General features: G+C 42.9%; 13 protein-coding genes. 11 read left to right on the top strand and 2 right to left on the bottom strand.

The annotated features are described in order from the left end of the window. Positions 1 to 163: 163 nt before the first annotated feature. Positions 164 to 2,050, bottom strand: a complete 1,887-nt coding sequence (locus ACRBG0_RS23625) for a biotin/lipoyl-containing protein (protein ID WP_431489311.1) — start codon at positions 2,048 to 2,050, stop codon at positions 164 to 166. An 8-nt stretch (positions 2,051 to 2,058) separates the two neighbouring features. Then, positions 2,059 to 2,319 carry an OadG family transporter subunit gene (locus tag ACRBG0_RS23630; protein ID WP_431489312.1) on the bottom strand — a complete coding sequence of 87 codons (261 nt, stop codon included), beginning with the start codon at positions 2,317 to 2,319 and terminating at the stop codon, positions 2,059 to 2,061. Between the two features lie 267 nt (positions 2,320 to 2,586). On the opposite strand from ACRBG0_RS23630, the gene ACRBG0_RS23635 reads away from it, so the two are divergent. The 11 genes from ACRBG0_RS23635 to ACRBG0_RS23685 all read left to right on the top strand — a co-directional run. Further along, entirely contained in the window at positions 2,587 to 3,891 is a 1,305-nt protein-coding gene (locus ACRBG0_RS23635; RefSeq protein ID WP_431489313.1) for an aspartate kinase, read from the top strand. A 114-nt stretch (positions 3,892 to 4,005) separates the two neighbouring features. Further along, complete coding sequence (gene tilS / locus ACRBG0_RS23640; protein ID WP_431489314.1) at positions 4,006 to 5,334, top strand: tRNA lysidine(34) synthetase TilS; 1,329 nt, start codon at positions 4,006 to 4,008, stop codon at positions 5,332 to 5,334. Positions 5,335 to 5,371: 37 nt separating this feature from the next. After that, on the top strand, positions 5,372 to 5,677 hold the full coding sequence (locus ACRBG0_RS23645) for a GNAT family N-acetyltransferase (protein WP_431489315.1): 306 nt from the start codon (positions 5,372 to 5,374) through the stop codon (positions 5,675 to 5,677). A gap of 93 nt (positions 5,678 to 5,770) precedes the next feature. Then, the gene (locus tag ACRBG0_RS23650; protein ID WP_431489316.1) at positions 5,771 to 6,790 is read left to right on the top strand and encodes a PorP/SprF family type IX secretion system membrane protein; all 1,020 of its coding nucleotides are present in this window, start codon (positions 5,771 to 5,773) and stop codon (positions 6,788 to 6,790) included. A gap of 58 nt (positions 6,791 to 6,848) precedes the next feature. Next, positions 6,849 to 8,801 (top strand): tetratricopeptide repeat protein, encoded by a 1,953-nt coding sequence (locus ACRBG0_RS23655; RefSeq protein ID WP_431489317.1) that lies wholly within the window; start codon positions 6,849 to 6,851, stop codon positions 8,799 to 8,801. A 97-nt stretch (positions 8,802 to 8,898) separates the two neighbouring features. Continuing rightward, positions 8,899 to 9,636, top strand: a complete 738-nt coding sequence (locus tag ACRBG0_RS23660; protein WP_431489318.1) for a LytR/AlgR family response regulator transcription factor — start codon at positions 8,899 to 8,901, stop codon at positions 9,634 to 9,636. A 551-nt stretch (positions 9,637 to 10,187) separates the two neighbouring features. Further along, on the top strand, positions 10,188 to 10,367 hold the full coding sequence (locus ACRBG0_RS23665; RefSeq protein WP_431489319.1) for a hypothetical protein: 180 nt from the start codon (positions 10,188 to 10,190) through the stop codon (positions 10,365 to 10,367). A 101-nt stretch (positions 10,368 to 10,468) separates the two neighbouring features. Continuing rightward, on the top strand, positions 10,469 to 12,877 hold the full coding sequence (locus ACRBG0_RS23670; protein WP_431489320.1) for a glycoside hydrolase family 9 protein: 2,409 nt from the start codon (positions 10,469 to 10,471) through the stop codon (positions 12,875 to 12,877). 113 nt (positions 12,878 to 12,990) lie between these two features. Further along, positions 12,991 to 16,257, top strand: a complete 3,267-nt coding sequence (locus ACRBG0_RS23675; RefSeq protein ID WP_431489321.1) for an ATP-binding protein — start codon at positions 12,991 to 12,993, stop codon at positions 16,255 to 16,257. Between the two features lie 471 nt (positions 16,258 to 16,728). Continuing rightward, positions 16,729 to 19,290, top strand: a complete 2,562-nt coding sequence (locus tag ACRBG0_RS23680; protein WP_431489322.1) for an SdrD B-like domain-containing protein — start codon at positions 16,729 to 16,731, stop codon at positions 19,288 to 19,290. Next, positions 19,220 to 22,312 (top strand): GEVED domain-containing protein (locus tag ACRBG0_RS23685; protein ID WP_431489323.1); only part of this gene is annotated, 3,093 nt, incomplete at its 3' end. The genes ACRBG0_RS23680 and ACRBG0_RS23685, both read left to right, overlap by 71 nt.

The raw sequence follows: 22,312 nt of genomic DNA on the forward strand, positions 1-22,312 counted from the left end.
AAACTAGAATTTCTCTGAATTTCACAAATAGTGAGCACGCTTTTCCATTTCTATCCCTATGGGATAAATGGAGCGCTTAGCTAACGATTTAGAGAAATGAAATTCCATTTTCATTTCGTGCTGTCTTTTTATTGCGCAGAAATGAAACAGGAATGTCCTGCACTTACTTTAAACGCACAATAACGTCATCCTCTTCAATGTCTTCCCCGTGGCGGCCTAAGATGTCAACAACTACTCCGGCCTGGTCAGCAGTGATGGCATTGATTACTTTCATGGATTCGATATAGGCTACGGTATCCCCAATTTTGAGCACATCACCAATTTTAATAGGCTTTTCAGCACTGTCTTTGGTGAGTAGAAACTTTCCTTCGAGCGGAGCATAAATACTTTTCAGGTTACTAGCAGGCGGACTAGAAGTAGTGGGACTTGTTGGTTCTTGGGGAGCACCAGTAGTCGGGGTGTTTTCTGTTTCATAGGAAACAGCAACCTTGTAAGCTTTGCCATCAACAGTGATGGTCATTTCTTTGGGTTGTGCGATGGCTGCCGGTGGGGTAGTAGGTGTACTGACCGGAGTAGCCGGAGCTTGCTTTGCCGATTTTCGCTTGGCTAAATCTTGCTGAAACTGCGCTTTAGCTGCGCCCGATTTGTAAGCTTCGTATTGGCCGGGATGCATGGCGTATTCCAACAACTCTTCGTCATCGGTGCCTGTTTCCCAGCCTTTTTCTTTCATTTTCTGGCGGTAATCAGGCAAGGCGTTAGGATATAAATCCTGTGGAGTGCCGGTATAGAATTCGCGATCCTGAGCTGTGGCCAGCGCTTTGATGTCTTCCCCTAGCTCGCCGAGCAATTGCCCTGATCGGCCAAGGAGCATTCCCCAAGTATTTTCGTCGATCATCGACCAGCGATCCTTGCCTTTGATCAGCTGGATGGCATTCATTAGTGCCACATTTTTCACATACTGACTGAAGGGGGTTACGAGGGGTGGATAGCCTAGTTTTGGCCAAGCATATTCGACTTCAGCAAAGAGTTTTAGCAACAATTGCTCTTGGGTCATCTTGTCCTTTCCGTTTTTCGCTAACCATTTATTGAGGCTAGCCAAGTTCTTTTCCAAATCAGCCATCAAGCTTCCCATCATACCACCAGGAAGGCCGGGGCCAATCAGTAGGCTATTCATATAGCGATTCTGAGGGTTGATGTAGTAGCCCAGAAAATCATCGATAAATTCTTGGGTCAGGCTACGGGTAGCCATATAGGCTTCGGTATTGATATCAGGTAAGCTGAAACCAGCATCGCGTAACATGGCGTGGATGGTCAGTAGGTCAGCATGTCCTGTGCCCCAGCTGAGCGGCTCCATGCCTACGTCAATGATATCCGCCCCGGCTCGCGCGGCCTCCAAAGAGGAAGCAACCGAGAAGCCGGGCGTCGAGTGGCTGTGGTATTGGATCAATATATCAGGGTGGCGCTCCTTTATTCCCTTCACCATTTTACCAATAGAAACGGGCCGGCCAACACCAGCCATATCCTTGATACAGATTTCCTCGGCACCCAGCTCTATGTATTGATCTGCCAGCTTGATATAATAATCTACCGTGTGTAGCGGCGAGTGCGTAATTGAAAGAGCTGCCTGTGCAACCATCCCTCCTTCACGAGCATACTGAAAGGAAAGCGCCAGGTTTTGAGGGTTGTTGAGCCCATCAAAAGAACGGGCAATATCGGTGCCTTGCTTTTTCTTGACTTTAAACATCAATTGCCGAACATCGGCTCCGACCGGGCTCATTCGGATACCATTCAGCCCGCGTTCCAGCATCTGCGTTTGGATACCCACATCGTTGAAAGGCTGGGTCCATTCTCGGACTGCGGTATTGGGGTTTTCACCATAAAGCAAGCAAATTTGCTCAAAACCACCACCATTGGTTTCCACACGGGAGAAACACCCCATGTCAATAATAGGCTGTGCAACTCGCACCAATTGATCCACTCGAGGCATGTATTTGCCTGAGGATTGCCACATGTCGCGATAGACAAGGCAGAGTTTAATTTCTTTTTTCATACCAAGTATTAAAGGGAATCTATTTTTTGAATGCTTCCCTGACCTGCCGTACTTACATCTACAGCAGCTGTAATAACAGCAACGATGGCCGGGTCAAGGGAAGAAGATGAGGAGGAAGGAGGAGCTTTCTTTCCTGGTCCGCGAGGAGAAGTTCGGTTAACCAGCTGGATAAGCAGCCGGCCCGCCAGGACAACGAGTCCTAGTACCAGTGCAACGGTGGTCATGCCTACTAGCAGGAGCTCTAAGGCATCCCGGATGGCTTGTGTCATTGGTTATTCAGTTATCTGGTGGGAAAGTTTACTTTCCTAAGGGCATTGAAATAGTTGCTAAAACAAACGTAAAAATAGAAAAATGTTGCAGGATTGTGCCTTGGCGGAATTTTATTCTAAAATAAAATGTTTTAGTTGCTGCTTCTTCTAATTGTTTCAGGGGGATGAATTCGTTGTAAGGAAAAGCATGGGCATTGTATTTAAAGCCATTATCTTTGCAGCATTTTGAGACCGGAAGTATCCTTACTTCCTTTATTTGAACGCCGCGTGAAGAAAGAATTAAAAGTTTTCAAGTTTGGTGGTGCCTCACTTAAGGACCCCGCTGCGATGAGAAACGTAGCAAGCATTCTCCGTAATTACGAGGGAGAAAGATTAATCGTTATTGCTTCAGCGACCAGTGGTACAACCAATGAGTTGGAAGAGGTAGTAGGTGCCCATCAAAGTGGTGATCAGGCCAAGGCAATGGAGAAGCTGAATGCTATTCGCCAACGGCACTATGAGATTACCCGTGAGCTGCTGGGAGAAAAACATCCTGTCTATGATCAACTCAATGATCACCTTGTGGCTGTAGAGTGGGTGTTGGAAGAAGAGCCTCATGAGAATTACGATTATATCTACGATCAGATTGTACCTGTTGGGGAACTGATTTCTTCGCAGATAATGGCTGCTTTTCTATCAGCGGATGGCTTACCTACTCATTGGTTGGATGCCCGCGATGTGGTACTCACTGATGATATCTTTCGCGAAGGTTGGGTAAAGTGGGAAGAAACAGAAGAACGGGCCCGCCGCCATGCTTTGCCACTACTTGATAAGGGTGGTTTTGTGATGACTCAGGGCTTTATTGGCAGTACCACCGAGAATTTTTCCACCACATTAGGCCGAGAAGGATCAGATTACACCGCTGCCATTTTTAGCTACTGTCTGAATGCCGAAGGAATGTATATTTGGAAAGATGTACCTGGCGTACTGACTGCTGACCCACGGCTTTTTGAGAATGTAACCAAGCTGGATGTTCTCTCTTACCGGGAAGCTATTGAGATGACTTATTATGGTGCTAAAGTGATTCACCCCAAAACGATCAAGCCGCTTCAAAACAAGAACATTCCTTTGTATGTAAAATCCTTCATTGATCCAACAGGTGGTGGTACCGTGATCTCTGACGAGATCGTAGACAAGTATCCTCCGATGGTAACGGTGGAAAAAGAACAGGCGCTGTGTACCATTTCTGCCCGTGATTTTTCCTTTGTGGCTGAGCACCACATCAACCGGATGTTTAAGGTCATTACTGACCTGCGGCTACAGGTGAACATGATGCAAAATACGGCTCTTAGTTTCAATGTATGTTTTAATGATATTGATGACAAAGTGGACCGCTTTGCAGAGATATTGGAAAAAGACTTTAAGGTAAACATCAATCGAGGGCTGGAAACCATTACCATTCGTCATTACGATGAATTAACCCTGGAAAGCCTCAAGTTGGGTAAGATGGTGCTGGTTGAAGAGCGCTTGCCGCAAACCATTTTGATGGTCGTTAAAACCCTGCCCGTTATCAAGCGGAAGGATAATAAGTAGCTCGGGCTGAAGCCCAAACTACATTTAGTCAGTGAGCCTTGCTTCATAGCTGCTTCGCGGTGATTTGTCTCAACTCGCTGATAATTAGTTTTTATCCTAAAATCTTACGTTGATTTGTTAAATCTGATTGCCTCCTTCATTCGGGAAAAAGCGCTTTTTTCGCCGACCGATCAACTGCTTTTGGCAGTGAGTGGAGGGATGGATTCTATGGTGTTGCTTCATGTGTTGTGTGAATTGGGGTACAAGCCAGGGATCATTCATTGCAATTTTCAATTGCGTGGGGAAGCTTCTGAAGCAGATGCCCTTTTCGTCCAGCAACAAGCAGAAGAAATGGGCTTGCCTTTTTTTTGCCGACGATTTGATACCAAAGCTTATGCAGCAGCGCATAAAGTCTCCATTCAAGTGGCGGCACGTGATTTGCGTTATGCTTATTTTGATGAAATCACAACACAAGAGGGCTATAGTTGTCTACTCACCGCTCATCATCTGGATGATCGATTGGAAACCTTTTGGCTCAATTTTACCCGTGGTGCCGGTTGGCGAGGCTTAGTGGGATTGAAGGCAAAAAGAGGCAATGTTCGACGTCCTTTGTTGGTAGTCAATCGCCAACAAATTGAAGATTATCAACAAACGCATGAGATAGCATTTCGTGAAGATGAGAGCAATGCAGAGGATAAATACCGGCGTAATTTTTTCCGCCATCACGTCTTGCCTCCACTGTATGAGGCGACACCTGATTTAGCAGGGCGTTCGGCCACTAATTTTCAGCAATTGGAAGAAATGCTTGAGCTATACGAAGAACGGCTCGATCAATACCGCACCGACTTGTTCCGATGGGAGGGAGAAGAGGCCATTGTTGATGTCAAGGCTTTACGAGAGCACAAGGTCGCTACAACACTTTGCTGGGAATTGTTTAGCCCTTATGGTTTTTCTAAAGAACAGACCCGACAGATATTAGCGGCCTCGCCTGGGAGTTTACTCGAATCTTCAACGCATCGTCTGCTGATTAAGGAGGAAGAAGTTATTCTTCAAGTATATACGCCTTCAGCAGTGCAAGACAACCTGACTTGGCCACAAGATCAGCGGCTTGTTCGTTTCGCCGACCGTTGTACGATTAGCCAAACGACAGTACCAGCGCCGGAGAGATTTGTAGACACACCACTGCAAGTCTACGTAAATCCAGCTAAGCTCGTTTGGCCACTACAACTTCGCTATTGGCAGGATGGCGATCGTTTTGCTCCCTTGGGAATGGGCGGCAAGCATCAAAAAGTGCAAGACTTCTTTGTAAATAACAAGATTGATCGTCTTCGTCGGCAGCAGGTACCGCTTCTTTTTAATGGGGACGGCAAATTAATCTGGATCGTAGGGCATCGACTCGACGAACGGTTTAAAGTACCTTTTGGGCTCGTGCAGGTAATTTCTTTTGCCTTGCAGACAAACTAAGTATCTCACCATACTGTTAGCGTTGAAAAACCAGATTATGAATTGGATAGATCAAGTCGTTAATAACGAAGGTGAGCACCGTTTTGAAATAACGGTCGATGACCAAACTAGCTTTGCCGAATACCTTTTACGCAAGGACTTTGTTGTTTATCCACATACGGTTGTTCCTAAGGCTATTGGCGGGAATGGCATTGGAGAAGCATTAGCAACTTACGCGATGAATTATGCCCGAGAACAGGGATTGAAAGTCAAGCCTTACTGTCCTTTTATAGCCAAATTCATGAAGGATAATTTAAATCTGTATGGTGATTTATTAGCAGATGGTTTCCGTTTACCATCTTAACGATGTGATTGCATTTGGGCATCTGAGGCAAAAATCTTACTTTGTCAGGGTAATTGGGTACTAAGTACTTTCCACCTCGCACCCCGCACTGACATGCAGACCAAAACATTTATTTATTTTCCGCTTTGCGCCTTTTTCCTTTGTTTATGCTTTAGCTTAAAGGCACAGGACCCTCATTTCTCGCAATCATGGTTGGCACCACTACAGATGAGTCCCGCACTGACGGCAACAAGTGAATGGGATACCCGCATTGGAGGGCAGTGGAAGGAACAATGGTCTACGGTGCCTGTGAGCTACCGTACTTTTTCGGCCTTTTATGATCAAAAGCTTCATCAGTTAAAATTGCCTGCCGGACAACTGGGTGTTGGTGGCGTGCTTATGTACGATCAGGCTGGCGACGGCAAACTATCGTGGACGCAGATAGGTTTACGCCTTTCCTATGTATTACCTCTGACGGATGTTCATCAGTTGAGTGCAGGGGTAGGATTCGATTTCGGTCAACGAGCTTTTTTGCCGGAACAGTTGCAATTTGGCGATCAGTACAACGGAGAGTTCTTTGATCCAAGTCAAAACACAGGGGAGCAGTTTGGTCAGCAATCTAGTGGCTTAGGTTCACTGGTGGCGGGCCTCAATTATCAAGCGCATGACCCTCGCAGCCGGAGTGAACTGAATGCAGGAATAGCCGCATCTCACCTCAATGGCCCTGAACTCACCTTTTATAATACCAGCGGTATCAAAGTCCCTATTTGGGCGAGGTTTTATGCCTTTGGTCAATTAGAACTCAATGAAGATTGGGACGTGACTGCCGTCCATCATTTTTTCCGACAAGGAGCTTATCAAGAGATTTTATTAGGAGCTGGCGCTCGTTATCATCTGTCATACAAAGGCAGTGATCTGGGCTTAGGAGCTGGCTTGAACTACCGCTTTCAAGATGCTCTGATTGTTAATTTGGAAGCGCGCTACCAGCAATGGCTTTTTGGTTTGAGCTATGATATTAATATCTCTGATTTTCAAACGGCAACCAACGGTCGTGGAGGCTTGGAACTGGCTTTACATTACTACCTGATGCAAGCTCGCCCTCCGGAGGAGTTTAAGTCCTGTCCTATTTTTTAGACCATCTCTCAATAAAGAAAAAAGTATGCCTCATCTTACTTGCCGTTTAAAATCTGGCATGATTATTTTTAAGGGATTGTTACTCGTTGTTCTCCTTTTGGTGACCTCCATAGGGGAAGCCCAGCGTCCAGCAGCACTCTTGCGCAAAGGTGATCAGGCGATGGCGCAAGAGGACTACTATACAGCTTTGCACTATTTTCGGCAAGCACTAGAGCGCAAACCTGCACCGGATATTCGTTTCCGTCTGGCGGAATCAGCACTCGCTTTTCAGGCCTTTGAAGCCGCGGAAGAACATTATCTGGAAATAACAGAAAGCACTGCCATCCAGCAATACCCGACAGCTTGGTTGGGTTTGGGCTTGGCTTATCAAAGTCAGGGAAAGTACTCGGATGCAATCAATGCCCTGAACACCTTTATCGCAACGGGGAAAGGAAGCACCCAGCAGCAGGAAAAAGCCCGCACAGCTTTATTGAGCTCCAGCTGGGCGGAAGCACAAACACTGGAAGAGGAATGGACACTTGACCGTTTACCACGCCGTATCAATTCACCTTATGGGGAATTTGGTGCCTGGAAATCTGGTGACACTCTTTTTTACACTTCTTATCGTTACGAAAAGGAAGATGACAAATACGAACCTGCCCGAAAGATCAGTAAAGTGATGTTTTCTCGTGATGATCGCCGGGGGCGCGTAATGAGTAGAGGATTCAATGAGGATACGATCCACACAGCACATACGGCGCTGAGCCGCGACAAGCAATTGATGTTTTTCAACCGCTGTCAGTTTACCGAAGGTGCGGCCATCAGCTGCCAGTTGTATACCCGAGAAAGGGACAGACGTGGGCGCTGGGAGCGAGGTTTTTCGGCTTTGCCTGCAGCTATCAATACACCGCGAGCTACAGCAACTCAACCAACCTTGATGTGGGACAGTATCGCTCAACAAGAGTACTTACTTTTTGTGAGTAAGCGCCCTGGTGGAAGTGGTGATTTTGATCTTTGGCAAGTAGCCTTACCGAATGACGATGGTAAATGGGGAGAGCCTTCTCCTATAGCTGCACTAAATACCGCTTATGGCGAAGTTAGCCCCCAATTTCATGAAGCTTCGCAGACCTTGTACTTTAGTACCAATCGACCACCAGGTTTTGGGGGTTATGATTTGGTGAAGGTACCTTACTTGGGCAACGACGAGTGGGGAGCAGTAGAAAACCTGGGCTTGGGTATCAATTCCAGTTACGATGATACTTATCCTTTTTTTACTAAACCAGAGGTCGCTTACTTTAGCTCCAACCGTCCTGGTGGGCGCTACCTTGATCCGGATACCAAAAATTGCTGCCCTGATATATTCAAAGCCAAGCTGGTGCCTCCGCCGCCGTCAGATCCGGTGGATACCAATGCTATTGTTCGCATAGACCCGATAAAGCCGGAACCGACCATCCCTACGCGGCCGATCTTTCGAAATCTTGAAGATTTTCTGCCCTTAACCCTCTTTTACGACAATGATCATCCAAATCCACGCACCCGCAAGTCTGTAACCGACCTTAATTATTCGGAAACCTATTTCAATTATCTGAAAAGGGAAGATGCCTATTACGAGCAATATGCAGAAAACGAGGAAGAACAGGATGCTGTAGCTTTATTTTTTGAAAAAGAAGTAGTAGAAGGTTACGAAAGGCTGGATTTGTTTTCTACCATTCTGCTAGAGCAATTGGAGGCTGAACAAGAAGTAGAGATTTTCCTGAAAGGTTACACCAGCCCGCGGGCTAAAGGAGACTACAATTTATTGCTGGGCAAGCGCCGCGTGAGTGCGGTGCGCAACCATTTCCAAAACTGGCGTGCTGGTGTTTTGCTGCCGTATTTGGAAAGCGGGCAGCTGGTGATCTCCGAGGTATCTTTTGGGGAAACCAAGGCGGCTGCCAGCGCACAAGACGAGCGGGCAGGGGAGCGGCTTTCCATTTATAGCCCTGCTGCGGCCCGCGAGCGGCGGGTGGAGATAGTGGAAGTGAAGCAGCAGTAATTTTTAGCTTTATCACTAAAAAAGCTGCTCTTATCACTAATAATCCGGTGTTTGTACTTATTAGTATTAATTTCATATTTAACCGATTTGGCAGAATATGATGACAAATAAAATAATTCTTGTTGAGGATGATGAACTCTTTGCACTGGATGTACGGATGATGTTAGATGGTGTTTTCAATAATCCTGATGTAATCCATTTTCGTACTGCAGTAGAAGCGAAGCAAGCGTTAGAGCGTCAGCAGTCGCAGTTACAGTTGTTGTTAATTGATGTTGTACTAGAAAACGATAAAGCAGGAATACATCTAGGGAATTTCGCTAGGAAAATTAATATTCCAGTAATTTTTATGACTGCCTATAATCGAGATGACCTCTTTAAAATGGCACTAAAGGTTCAACCTTATTCCTATCTGCAAAAACCTTTTTCCAGTACTAGGCTAAAACGAGCGATTGAGTTAGCAATGTCACATACTCAAGCGAAATCAAAGCAATTAAATACAGGTGCGATATTAGAGGATTTTATCTTTCTAAAAGATAGAAAAGGAGTTTTAGATAAGATACATCTGCGGGATATTTACTTATTGGAAGCATTTGGTAATTATTGCCATTTTCATTGTGAAAATCAGCGTTATACACATCGAATGCCTTTGAAGCAATTTCAAGAATATTTGAAATCAAAATTATTTATTCGGATACATCGCAATTATGTGATAAACATAATGCATTTAGAAAGAATACACAGTATTGAGGGTTTTGTTGTTGTTGCGGGACAATCCTATCCGCTTAGTGATAAATACAAGAAAGGACTTAAAAACCTTCTTATCAAGAGAGGATAGCCTGGCAAGAAGCAGGTTGATGTATAAATTTAAAATAAGCTTTAAATCCACAAGGAAGGCTTTATCACAGAATACCCCAAGCTTATCACATTGTCTAAATCAGTACTATGATAATCAATTGTCATCAACTACCTTGAGACTACAATTTTGAGTGTAACTTATTAATACATCATCGATTTTACACGCTGACTTTGATTGTAGGAAAAAATATCTGTAACAAATACTATCAAGTATACTGATTTGCTTGATATTTCCCCTTTGTTTTTAACGCCTTTTGCAAGGTGAAATAGTGTTGGTGAAATAGTTAGCAATCAAGCTACTGTTTCCCAATGCTATTAATCAGAATTATCAATTAAGCTGATGATTCTGGCCACATTGAGGTTTTTAAAGAAGTAATTTTTTTCCATTTGAAACAATGATTTGGAGAGACTGGCCTGAAAAGGGCCAGTCTCTTATTTTCCTTTCGTGTTAATACCCTGTTTTGGTGCTTATGAAAATGTTGTTTTCTCTCACAGAGCCAATTAGAGCCTTGCCAATAAATAAATATCATCATGAAAGTAAAGAAGCAAAAAAAACATGAGCACAAGAAGTTAGCAGTTGTCTACCGTAAAGTTGCTTCCGAGAATACCACTGCCCCTCCACAAAAAGTAAAGCCGCTAAAAAACGAGGATGTTGCCTCTTCTATTTTATCCGAGAAACTGTTGTTTGCCTGGATTAATCCTTTTTCCTAAAGCAAAAAGGATTAATCCAGGCAAATAAGTTTTATGAAACTAAATGAATGCCCCCTTCCCCAGGACCGTAAGATTGGTCTAGCATAATTAACGCTCCGTATATGCAAGCAACTTTAATGATTACCTGCTTACTATTATTATCCGTAAATATTAGCGGGCAGGTGGTTTCTGAGAACATACATATTGATCAATTTGGATATAGACCTTCGGGCCAAAAGATTGCGATCCTTTCCAACCCCCAGGTTGGATATAATTCCAGCGAAAGTTATACTCCGGGGGGATCAATGCAAATAGTCAATAATTTGACTTTTTCAGTGGTATACAGTGCAGCACCATCTCAATGGAATAATGGAAATACCCACGCTCAATCGGGGGATAAAGTTTGGTGGTTTGATTTTACTTCTGTCACAACTCCTGGTGAATATTATGTGTTCGATCCGACCAATAACCTACGTTCCTATATTTTTGAAATAGGAGATGGCGTGTATGAAGATGTGTTAAGCCAAGGTATTCGTGCATTTTATTATCAAAGGTGTGGAGTAGCAAAAAGCGTATCCAATGGAGGCGACTGGAATGATGGGGTTTGCCACAATCATGATGGACAAGATTTGGATTGTCGATTGGTAACAGACCCTACCAACGCTTCCCTGTCAAGGGACCTTTCAGGGGGGTGGCATGATGCAGGAGATTATAATAAATATGTAAACTATACACATGACCCAATGCACGATTTGTTATTCGCATATGAAGACAATCCTTCTATTTGGGGTGATGATTTTAATTTGCCAGAATCTGGGAATGGTGTGTCAGATATTCTTGATGAGATAAAAGTGGAATTGGACTGGTTGTTAAAAATGCAAGAACCAGATGGTTCTGCATTAATGAAAGTTGCAGTCACAGGGTATCAAGCTAGTAGTCCTCCCAGCTCAGATATGTCAGTTAGAAGATATGGCCCAGCACAAGCTTCTTCAACAAGAGCTATTGCAAGTATTTTTGCCCATGCAGCTATCGTGTATGAGTTGGAGGGTATGACAGCTTATTCAAATATGCTGTTGACAAAAGCTGAATTAGCATGGGATTGGATAATTGCTAACCCCGCCTATTCTAATTATGATAATGCTGGTTTTTTAAGTTCTAATCCAGAAGTATCCGCAAATGCTCAAGATGATTTTTTGGCATGCGCAGCCGTGTATTTATTTGCGGCTACCGGGAATACTATTTATCGAGATTATTTTGATGCGAATTACACTTCGATCAATCCATATAGCTGGGGATATTGGTATTTGTTTCAAAATTCCGTTCAGGATGCTATGTTGTATTACGCTAGTTTACCTAATGCTACTCCAGAAGTCGCCAGCAATATCCAAAGCAGTTTTGTCAGTTCCATGCATACAGGTAATAGTGATATGCTTATTTCATTTTTGAATAATACGGATGCCTATCGTGCTCAGATTAATGATGGCAGCTATGTATGGGGTAATAATCGAGAGAAAAGTCATGCTTCAATTATGTTTAACAACCTAATAAAATATGGCTTAGATGATGGTGGGGCTGATGACTTATTTAATTATGCACGCGCTGCCAGTGGGTACATGCATTTTATACACGGTGTAAACCCGATGAACAAAGCCATGCTGTCTAATATGTATGATTATGGAGGTGATAATTGTATCAATGAAATATATCATGCTTGGTTTAATCATGGCACAGTTTTCGACAATGCGCTTAACTCTCTATACGGTCCGCCTCCGGGGATTATACCCGGTGGTATCAACCCCAGTTATACCCCTGCTGCATCTTATTCCGGGCCTGCTCTTGTACCTCCACTTAACCAACCTATCCAAAAATCTTATAAAGATTGGAATACTGGGTATCCCGAAAATTCATGGGAATTGACTGAAAATGCTATTACTTATCAAGCTGCTTATGTAAACATGATTTCTAAATATGTAGGGCAACCAAGTGTGATTTTACCCATTAAAATTTCTCATTTTAATGTTTTGTTACTAGGAGACAATCAAGTGAAAATTAGTTGGGAAACAGCAACAGAGACAAACAATGATTTCTTTATCGTTGAAAAGTCGATTGATGGAAAACGGTGGGATAATTTACAAAAAGTTAAAGGGGCAGGCACAAGTGTAGACCCTATTTATTATAGCTTATTCGACAAAATGCCTTACAGTGGGCATAATTATTATCGAGTCAAGCAGGTAGATTTTGATGGGCAATTTTCATATTCATCAATCAGGTCAGTTTACCTTGATGCGATTAATGAATCAGTGATTCAGGCTTTTCCAAATCCAAGTCAGAAAGAGATAACGTTCTATGCGCCAGGGGTCAATATGGACGATGTTGAAATATTCAATACCCTTGGTCAAAAAATGAATGGATTTTCTTTAATAAAAGAAAGCGATTTGAAATATCATTTGAATATGTCTGGTTTTTCTAACGGGATATATTATCTGATTGCTGGTCAGTTTGTTGTACAGTTCGTTAAAAAGGATGAATAAAGCCTCGATCTGGCGGAGGCAAGTGAGAATGTCTCAACTTATTTCGTAACGGAATTAGATTAAGAGACAAGAAAAGACTCCTCCTCTTTTTTTATCTTTAGTGGATATAAATTGTGCATGCAATAATATCCAATAGAAAGATCAGTATCATTTCACGCAAGAGCTACAATAATAGATTTATTTGGATAGTCGTTTCCCTCCTTATACTTGGAGGTAGACAACTCGCATTTGCCCAGATTGAGGTTAGTGAATTGTTAGATTATAATCACTTTGGCAAAGAAGAAGGGCTTGATCCTGTGGCTTTAACAGGAGCCGTTCGGGATACGACAGGTATATTTTGGTTTTCTGATCAAGGAGCGATTCAACAATATGATGGTAATGGATTTACTGAAATCCCAGCCGAAAATTTAGGCCTTTCACCTGATGGGCGATTTCGGCTATTTATCGATAAAAATGGTTTGATATGGCTTGTGAATGTAAATAGCATTGGGGTCGTTGCATTAATTAAATATGAGTGTGTTCACGAGGTGTTGATATTTAACCCTTATGAAAATACGGTTGTTCCTCTTTCTAAGTATTATGAAAAATTACCCTTTGCAGCAAACGATATAAGAAGCGTTAATCAAGATCGGGACCGTATATTCATTGCCACTAATTCACAAGAAATATATAGTTGGGACGGGAAAGAATGGAGAATGGAAGGCGTGTTTCCTGAACTGGACAACATAAGCCTTGCTTTGCATAGTCCAAAAGAAAAAGATTTGATATTCATTGCAGAAGGGCATCTTTTCTGTAAGAAAAATGACGACCTAATTAAGATAGACTCTATAGGTGTTGAAATTAGTCGCGCAGTTGTAGGAGATGAACTGATTGTGTTTTTCGGGTATGGTGAAATGGTTTTTAGCCCGTTAGACAATAAAAATCCTGCATGGTTGTACAATCACAAAGAAGCCTCAGTTGTACCTCTCCTGAGCGCTAAGGAGCAGCTGTATTCGATGGCGTTGACACTTGATAAATATGATCGGCTATGGTTGCGTAAAGAAAGAAGTCTTATTTGTGCTTCTTATAATTGGCAGGATAAGGCTTGGGAAGAAGAATATAGTAAGCCTGTTTCATTTTTTTATATGGGAGGGATGTTACCGTATATTGGAGTTCTACAAGATGAAATCCTTCTTCTTTTGGCGGAACATGAAATTGTAGCAATTGATATAAATATTAATCGAATAAGCACTTATCCTTCTTTAAAATATCAGAGTTTACGAAGTATTAATCCATCTTCAGAAGATGAACTCTTAATCTGTTCTTACCAGGGGGTGAAATTCCTCAATGTGACGACGGGAACTGTTCGGAATTATGATTTAGGCGTGAGAGGTCTAAATCATGGTTATGAAGCGTGGCTTGATGGAGATAGTTTATGGCTTGGGTCACATGCGCACAGTGTTTGTGTGTCTACTTTAGGAGATGAGATGGAACTTCTTCCCGTTAAAGCAACTAGAAATGATGAGTACGCTGTAAAGGCTCAGATGCTTATCCCTGTTCGAGATAAGCTCCAACGACTCTGGGTTGGAACAACAGTGGGGCTGTTTTACCAGCCCGTTAATTCAGATTCTATTACGCCTTATGAATTTGTCGAATTCCCGAAGCTAAACAGTAGTCAGGTTAATGAAATTAATGTTGAAAAAGAAGGGTGGTGGTTGTCGACGGACGTAGGAGCTTATTTATTTGATCCTATCAGTGAAAAAATTTTAGATAGTTGTTTGACTGGAGGGAAATATAAAATAATTTCTACGACAGTGATAAATCAGGACACCGTATTTCTTGTGCCAGAGAGAGCTTCTCCTTTTATGTGGTTAAGAAAGCTGGATGTCCTTAAAGAGATTCCTTTATACCGCTCTAAATGGAAGAATAGCTTTCATGCAATGATTCCAGGGAGAGAAGATACATACTGGTTGCCATCTAATGACGGTTTAGTTCAATATGATCTACAAACAGGCAGAGGAGTTCGCTTAAATATGGAGCACCACAATCTGCCGAACAATGAGTTTAACAAATCTGCTTGGCATGTCTTTGATGACGGAAGAATTGCAATAGGTGGGATTAATGGCCTAATAACTTTTGACCCACGAGAATTAGATCAGCTTGTGCGGAAGCGTAAGGAGAAGACGAGGATACAAATTATTGATATAATAATCTTAAATAAAGAAGGGGAAAGCCAGCGGGTTCTGCCAAAACAGCAAAAGGAATTAACGATACCAGCTTCAACGGAATCCTTTCGTGTGAATTTTTGCTACCCGGAATTATTTAATAATGAGGAGAAATATTTTTACAGGTTATCAAAAAATGAAACCTTGTTCTCCACTGAATGGATAGAATTATCTGAGAAGTATGTTGATCTAAACAATTTGACAGCGGGTCATTATGAACTAGAAATTGCCTGTAAGCAAGAATTAGACCTCAGCTTTTTTGATTCAAGTATACAGCGTTTCAAAATAGCTTCACCTTGGTATACAAAACCTTTATCTCTGTTTTTACTGTTTATTGGGCTGGGCTTAATTATGCATATGATTAATTCCTTGAGGCTTAAGGCGATTCGAAAACGACAAATAGAATTAGAACTTCTTATAGCAGATCGTACAAGGGAACTTCATCAGGAAAGAAGTGCGATAGCAGTTCAAAATGACCAATTAGAGCGCATTAATATTGCAAAAGATAAGCTATTTGCTTTATTGGGACATGAGCTTAGACAACCCTTGTTAGGGGTATTAAACCTTAGCGACAAAATTGCTTATCTCGTGCGATTAAGACAGTTTCATCTTATGGATTCGATTAGTGATCAGTTGGATCATTATGCTAGAGATACACGGAATATTCTAGAAACGCTATTGAATTGGGGCCAATTCATGCTACAAAAAACAAAACCTGATAAAGAATGGATTTCCTTACATGTTGTCTTGCAAGAATTAGAGGAAAATGTATCCAGTTTGCTAAAGGCTAAACAGCTCCATTTGCAGTATCAGGAAGTAGATGTGATGGTTTTTTATGATAAAAAAGCACTAAAGGTGATTTTAAGGAACGTACTGATAAATGCAGTGAAATTTTCACCGGCAAACACTGCTGTTATTATTAGTTTAAAAGAAGATCAATTTAATAAAACTATTCTTATTCAGAATGTGGGAGATGGCTTTCCTGAAAATGTCTTGAAATATATTCATCGCCCAGATTTTTTCTTTTCCTCTACGGGGACTCAAGGGGAAAGAGGAAGCGGTCTTGGTCTTCGTCTTTGCATTGACTTAGCTATTAGAAATAGTAGTAGAATCAGCTTGGCTAATAATGCTGTAGGAGCGGAAGTTCGATTGATTATTCCTACGGTAGTCACTTGAAAAGCTTTAAAAAGGCCTTTGTAATTGGTGTTCACCCCTTCTTGAGTATAATCACTTTCATAAGAATAATTGAGACAATTTCTATGGTTTTATTATTTCCCTCTTTGTTTTTGGAGAAGAAAAGAACAGGTGAGTAAGGAGCTTATCATAAAAAAACACGGCTTTATCACACAAAAAAGTGTGTTTGTCACATTGCGGTGATACTCTCGTTTATTTAGCTATATCTTGGAATACAGAGTGGTAATACTCCTACTTTTAGTAAGATGAATTTTAAAGCTCTTTCTATCTAAATGTAAATTGTAAGCCTAGTTTTTGGCTATAGAGAAGTGTTGTCCATTCTTCTATCGAAGTGTTCTTTAGCAGAATGTAATAATCACAATATGTAGGTATTCAGGGCATTAGCGTTTCGCGAAAAAAATCTAATCCCGAGGGGAGGGAAAAGACCGTTTTGTTTTAACAAATCACAATCACATGAAAAAAACGTACAGCCGTGACGGTATCCGTCACAAGCAAGTCTATTCTCGTCTAAAACATTATCGGCAACAACTCCTGTTTTGCCTTTTATACTTTTTCTCGCTGAGCATTTACCACACAAGCTTGAATGGCAACAACGCGGAGGTGTCGACTATAGTTAGTAATCAAATCGATCATAGCTTCGATATAGATGTCTCCTTGTCCGCTTGCTTGATTGACTCTGAGGGCCTAGCTAACCGGGGTATTGCCGCCATGATGGCACCTGGTGATGCTTGCAGTAGTCTAGGGGCCACGGAGATTGGCGGTAATGTATGGGAGGATTGGAATTATAACGGAATCAGAGATGAAAGTGCTGCGATTGGTGTACCAATGGTGACGGTCAATGTCTATGGTTGTGATGGCACCCTTTTATCAATAAGCGCTATTTTGACTGATGCTGATGGAGACTGGACTTTTGATATTAGTGGGGCAGCTGACTGTGGGGGCTGTACAGACGTTAGAGTCGAGTACAGTAACTTACCTGCCTGGGCGGAAGTTACTTCGGCAGGTACTGACAATGGAACAACAGTTCAATTTATAGGCGCAGGTGATTGTGCTAGTTTGGGAGTTGCAAACCCGATTGATTTTTGCCAACCAGATCCAGATGTGATTTTACCTTGCTACGTCAATGGAGGAGCTGAGAATGGCACAGTAGTGAATCAGAACACCATCGTACGCTTCCCTTATGCTGCTAATACACCAACGGTAGGAGCTCTCAGTAGTTACCCGAGCCAATCAGGCGAAACAGGTACAGTGTATGGAATGGCTTATGAAAGAGAAACAGAACGGATGTTTATGTCGGCCTTTGTGAAACGACACACTGGCTTACTAGATAATGACATGGATGGCAATGGAGATTTAGGCGCTATCTATGCACTCGATCTGAACACCAATGCGGTAACTTTATTTACAACAGTTCCCAATGCTGGAAGCATAGGAGATGATGGAACTCGGGGGCTTGGCAATTTTACCTCGCCATCGAATGATGTGCAAGCCTTTGCCAAAATTGGTAAGGAGGGTTTAGGTGATCTGGAGATTAGTGATGATGGACAATATCTGTACGTCGTGAATTTGTTCAGTAGAGAATTGGTGCAAATTGAGATTGCTACTGGCATGCAAACGAACTTTCCCATTCCTACAATGGGTTGTACAAATGGAGTAAGACGTCCTTTCGGCTTGGGAGTCGAAGATGGTACAGTGTACGTTGGTACTGTTTGTACCGCTGAAAACCCAGGTGGAGTGTTGGCCGATATGACGGCCACGGTATATGCCTTTGATGGAACTACATTTTCATCTGTTCTTGATTTTCCATTGGATTACCCGAAAGGGCAAGCAACGTCAACTTTGGGACCTTTCTCATGGTTGCCTTGGACGGATAATGAAGTTGTATTCTTCAACTCATACCAAGTGTCTAATGGCGTAAATGGTCATTTTTATAACTATAACCAACCCATTCTTAGTGATATCGAATTTAGTAAAGATGGCTCAATGATTCTTGGATTCATGGATCGAGCTGGCCACCAAGGCGGTTGGTATAATGTTGCACCAACTATTACCCCAGGTTTGTTATGGTATATTGCTACTGGGGGAGACATTCTGATCGCCTACCCTGATGGCAGCGGGAATTCATGGACAATAGAATCGAACGGAGATAAAGATGGTCCTGGTAGCTATGTGGCTAGTGCTGCGCAAATGAATAACCAGGGGCCTGGTGGCGGAGAATTTTTTAATAATGATGCTTTGGCTAGCAACCATTTTGAAACTTCTCAAGGAGCGCTTGCTGCTTTAGGTGCTGCTAATAGTGTACTGTGTGTGATTATGGATCCGTATCAGATCGTGCAAGGTGGAGCGACAGCTTTTAGCCTTGCCGATGGAAGCGTGGTGCATGAGTATGCTGTTTTTGAAGGGGATGCCTTTAATAATACGGGTACCTTCGGCAAAGCCGCAGGTTTGGGAGATGTTGAATTGATTTGCGATCCTGCCCCCCTTGAAATCGGTAACTACGTTTGGATTGACGAAAACCAAGACGGCATTCAGGATGCCTGTGAGCTACCTTTACCTGACGTCACGGTTCAACTTTATACCTCCACTGGTGTCTTAATAGCCACTACAATTACCAATGCAGCTGGCGAATACTACTTTCGGGGCACAGGTTCCAGCGATGGTGCCACTTGGCTCAATCCAGATGCTACGGCAGATACGGATGACGATGCCTTACAGCCGGAAACTGACTATGTTATCGTCTTCGCAAATAGCCAATGGAATAATACCGATAATAGAATTACAGTGGGCGGAATGGTCTATGAAGTGACCCCAGTTAATGCCCCTGGAGCAGCCAATAGTAGAGATCAGGTCGATTCGGATGTTGATATAACTAGCTTAACTACGGCTATAGGTAGCATTCCTGCCAATCAGTTACAGATTACTTATACCACTGGGGAGGTAGGAAGTGTCGATCATAGCCTGGATGTGGGGTTCTTTTTGTCCACTTGCTCTATTGGATTCCGACGGCCTAGCTAACATCTCATGTACGGGCAATAATACCATTGTTTTAGAACTGACACCGGCAGGCACAGGTGTAACGGGATCGTATACGGTAAGTGTCAGTGGAGGGACATCCTTGAGCATAATGCCTAGTGGAGGAAATTATGATGAAACGACTACCTTCGTTCTAAACGAAGGTTCAGCAGGTGGTGGCGCGGTTACGGTGACGATCACGGATGATGCTATTGGCTGTATGCGCGATGTGATCGTGACGGATCCAGGAAGTTGTTTTACTGGTGCTAGTTGCTCCTGTACTGAATACATCTACCTCAATGAACCTGCTATTGGAGCCGTGCTCAAGTTTGAAGTAGGGGCTCCAATAGCACTTACAGAAGTAATAGGTGCTAATGGTGGCGCGCCACCTAATGAGCATTGGTATCCGGGTACAGGTGTGAGCGAATTGTCAAGCCCTCATGGTTTAAGCACTGATTTAAATGGAAATTTATTTATTGGGTCTAGTTTTGTTCCCAATAGCCCTATTCGTCAGTTTGATTGCGATGGCAATATTACGCCAGTAGATCCAACTACGATCAACCACCCTTATGTGTTGACCAATATGTTTAATATTGATAATACAGTATATACGACAAGAAGTGGAGGGCCGGCAGCTTTTAATTCATGTACCGGCGTTGAGTTGGGCACCATGTGTTTGAATAATAATACAGGAACTCCATTGCCATTTGCAAATACTCCGGACTTATCGGATGTCAATTGGGGATTGTCCTATAATGCTACCTTGGAAATGGTTTACTCCACAGGTCAGGGCATTTCTCGACAAGGGGTTTGGGCCTTTACAAGAGCTGACCTGGAAAGTGGAATAGAAGGGGGGGCTTGTATTGATCCTTTAATTTGGCGTAGTACAACAGTTGATTTAGCTAGCATGAGTGTGGGCGATATGTTCTTACCCAATAATATTGCAGCACTTAACGGAATTGTTGCTGATAATGCAGGTAATATATACGTAACAGGATGGCTATCTGGTGGAAGTAGTGGTTTTCTATTAAAATACAATGCAGCTGGACAGTTTATTGCAACAGCGCCTCTTCTTCCTTCGTTTCAATTTACAAGAGGTGTCGTTTGGTCTGAAACTACTAATCGAATCTACGTAGCCAATCAAACGGATGTCTCAACGGTTGATTGTATTTCAGCTTTTGATGCGACTACTTTGGCTTATCTAGGTACTGCTGCACCCAACCCCAACTTGCCAATTAATAATGAGGCTAAAGCACTGTCTATCATTAAAGAATGCTGTCCGGTTAACCTTCCAGCTTCTTTTACCGAAAACGTCTGCGGCGATACAGGTGACAAATTCTATCTCAATGAAGAAGCCTTCAACAGTTGCGGTGGTATAGTATGTGGGAGTACATGGGTTCCAATTTCACTTAACGGAATGACCTTTGATGATTGCGACAATAGTGTTGTTATCACAGGCGAAGGCTGTAGTACTTTTACCTTAGATATAGCCGCAGTATCAAGTACAAGTTGTGGCGCGCAAAGCAGTACTTTTACTATTTGCAATGCTTTACCGCCTACCATTACTGCTACGCCAAGTACTTGTATTGGAACTTCATACAGCTTAAGCGGCGAAATATCTTTATCGAATCCACCTGCTACAGGTACTATGACTGTTAGTGTGTCTGGTGAAGGCTCCTCTGTGGTTAACGGTCCCTTTACAAGTACTATTCCTTACCTGATCTCGGGACTGAATGGAGATGGAGGGAGTAAAACTGTCTCGGTAACATTCAGTGATGCACCATCTTGTACGAGTTCTATTACATATCAGGCACCAAATTGTTGCACCATTGATGCCGATGGTCTTGCCAATATAACCTGTACTGGTAACAACGCAATCACCTTCGATCTCACACCAACAGGTAGTGGTGTTAGTGTTACTTATATGGTGAGCGTAAATGGTGGAGGAGCAACGAGCATTAGTCCTACGACGGGTATTTATGGCGCTGCCACAAACTTTACCTTAAATGATAATTCAGTAGGTGGTGGTGATGTGACGGTAACGATCACAGATGCGTATGGTTGTGATCGAGAGGTAATAGTAACTGATCCTGCTTCAGGGCTTCCTGTAGTCGTATTTACAGCCCCTGCTGATCTGTGTATTGATGCTGGTGTGATAACTGGACTCAGTGGTGGTACGCCAGTAGGCGGTGTCTACAGCGGCGCAGGCGTTACTGATGATAGCAATGGTATGACATACAGCTTTGATCCTGGGGCTGCAGGAGAAAGCACACATACCTTGACCTACACCTTCACGGCGGTTAATAGTTGTAGCATTAGTACAAGCGATGATGTTACTGTCTTTGGTTTGGATTATGGTGATTTGTTATCTCCTCCTTACCCAACAGTAAATGCAAATGGTGCAGCGACGCACTGTGTGCCAACAACGCCTTTGTTGAAAATTGGTGCATTGGTTGATACCGAACTGGATGGCCAACCTTCATCTCTTGCTGATGGTGATGGCGCTGATGAAGATGGTTTTGTACCTGGCTCCGTGATGTTTATTCGTGGCATGGCACAAGATTTAACCATTCCAGTAATGAACATGACCGGAAATACAGCCAAATTGACTGTATTTATTGATTGGAATAATGATGGGAATTTTGGTGGTACCAATGAAATGTACAGTGATGATATAGCTCCAGGCGACGTTAGTGGTGTTTTACTCAATGTTATACCGCCTGCTGGAGCAGTAATAAATACGAATTTGGCAGTGCGTTTCCGTCTTTCAACGGATATGGCTGCTGTGATGAACGCTGGAGGCCCTGCTCCTGATGGAGAAGTGGAAGATTATCTTATTCAGGTAATGGCCTTTGATTACGGTGATTTGGCGGATGCCGGAGACGGCGAAGGCGAACAAGATTACGAGACGACGTCTGCGAACGGCGGCCCTAGTCATAAAATTGTCACTGACAACATAGGGAATGTAATCCTCAAAATCGGTACAGTAGTAGATGATGAAGTCGACGGCCAGCCAAGTGCAGCC

Origin of the sequence: Lewinella sp., from assembly GCF_050633125.1 — a bacterium.
Taxonomy (GTDB): Bacteria; Bacteroidota; Bacteroidia; order Chitinophagales; family Saprospiraceae; genus Lewinella.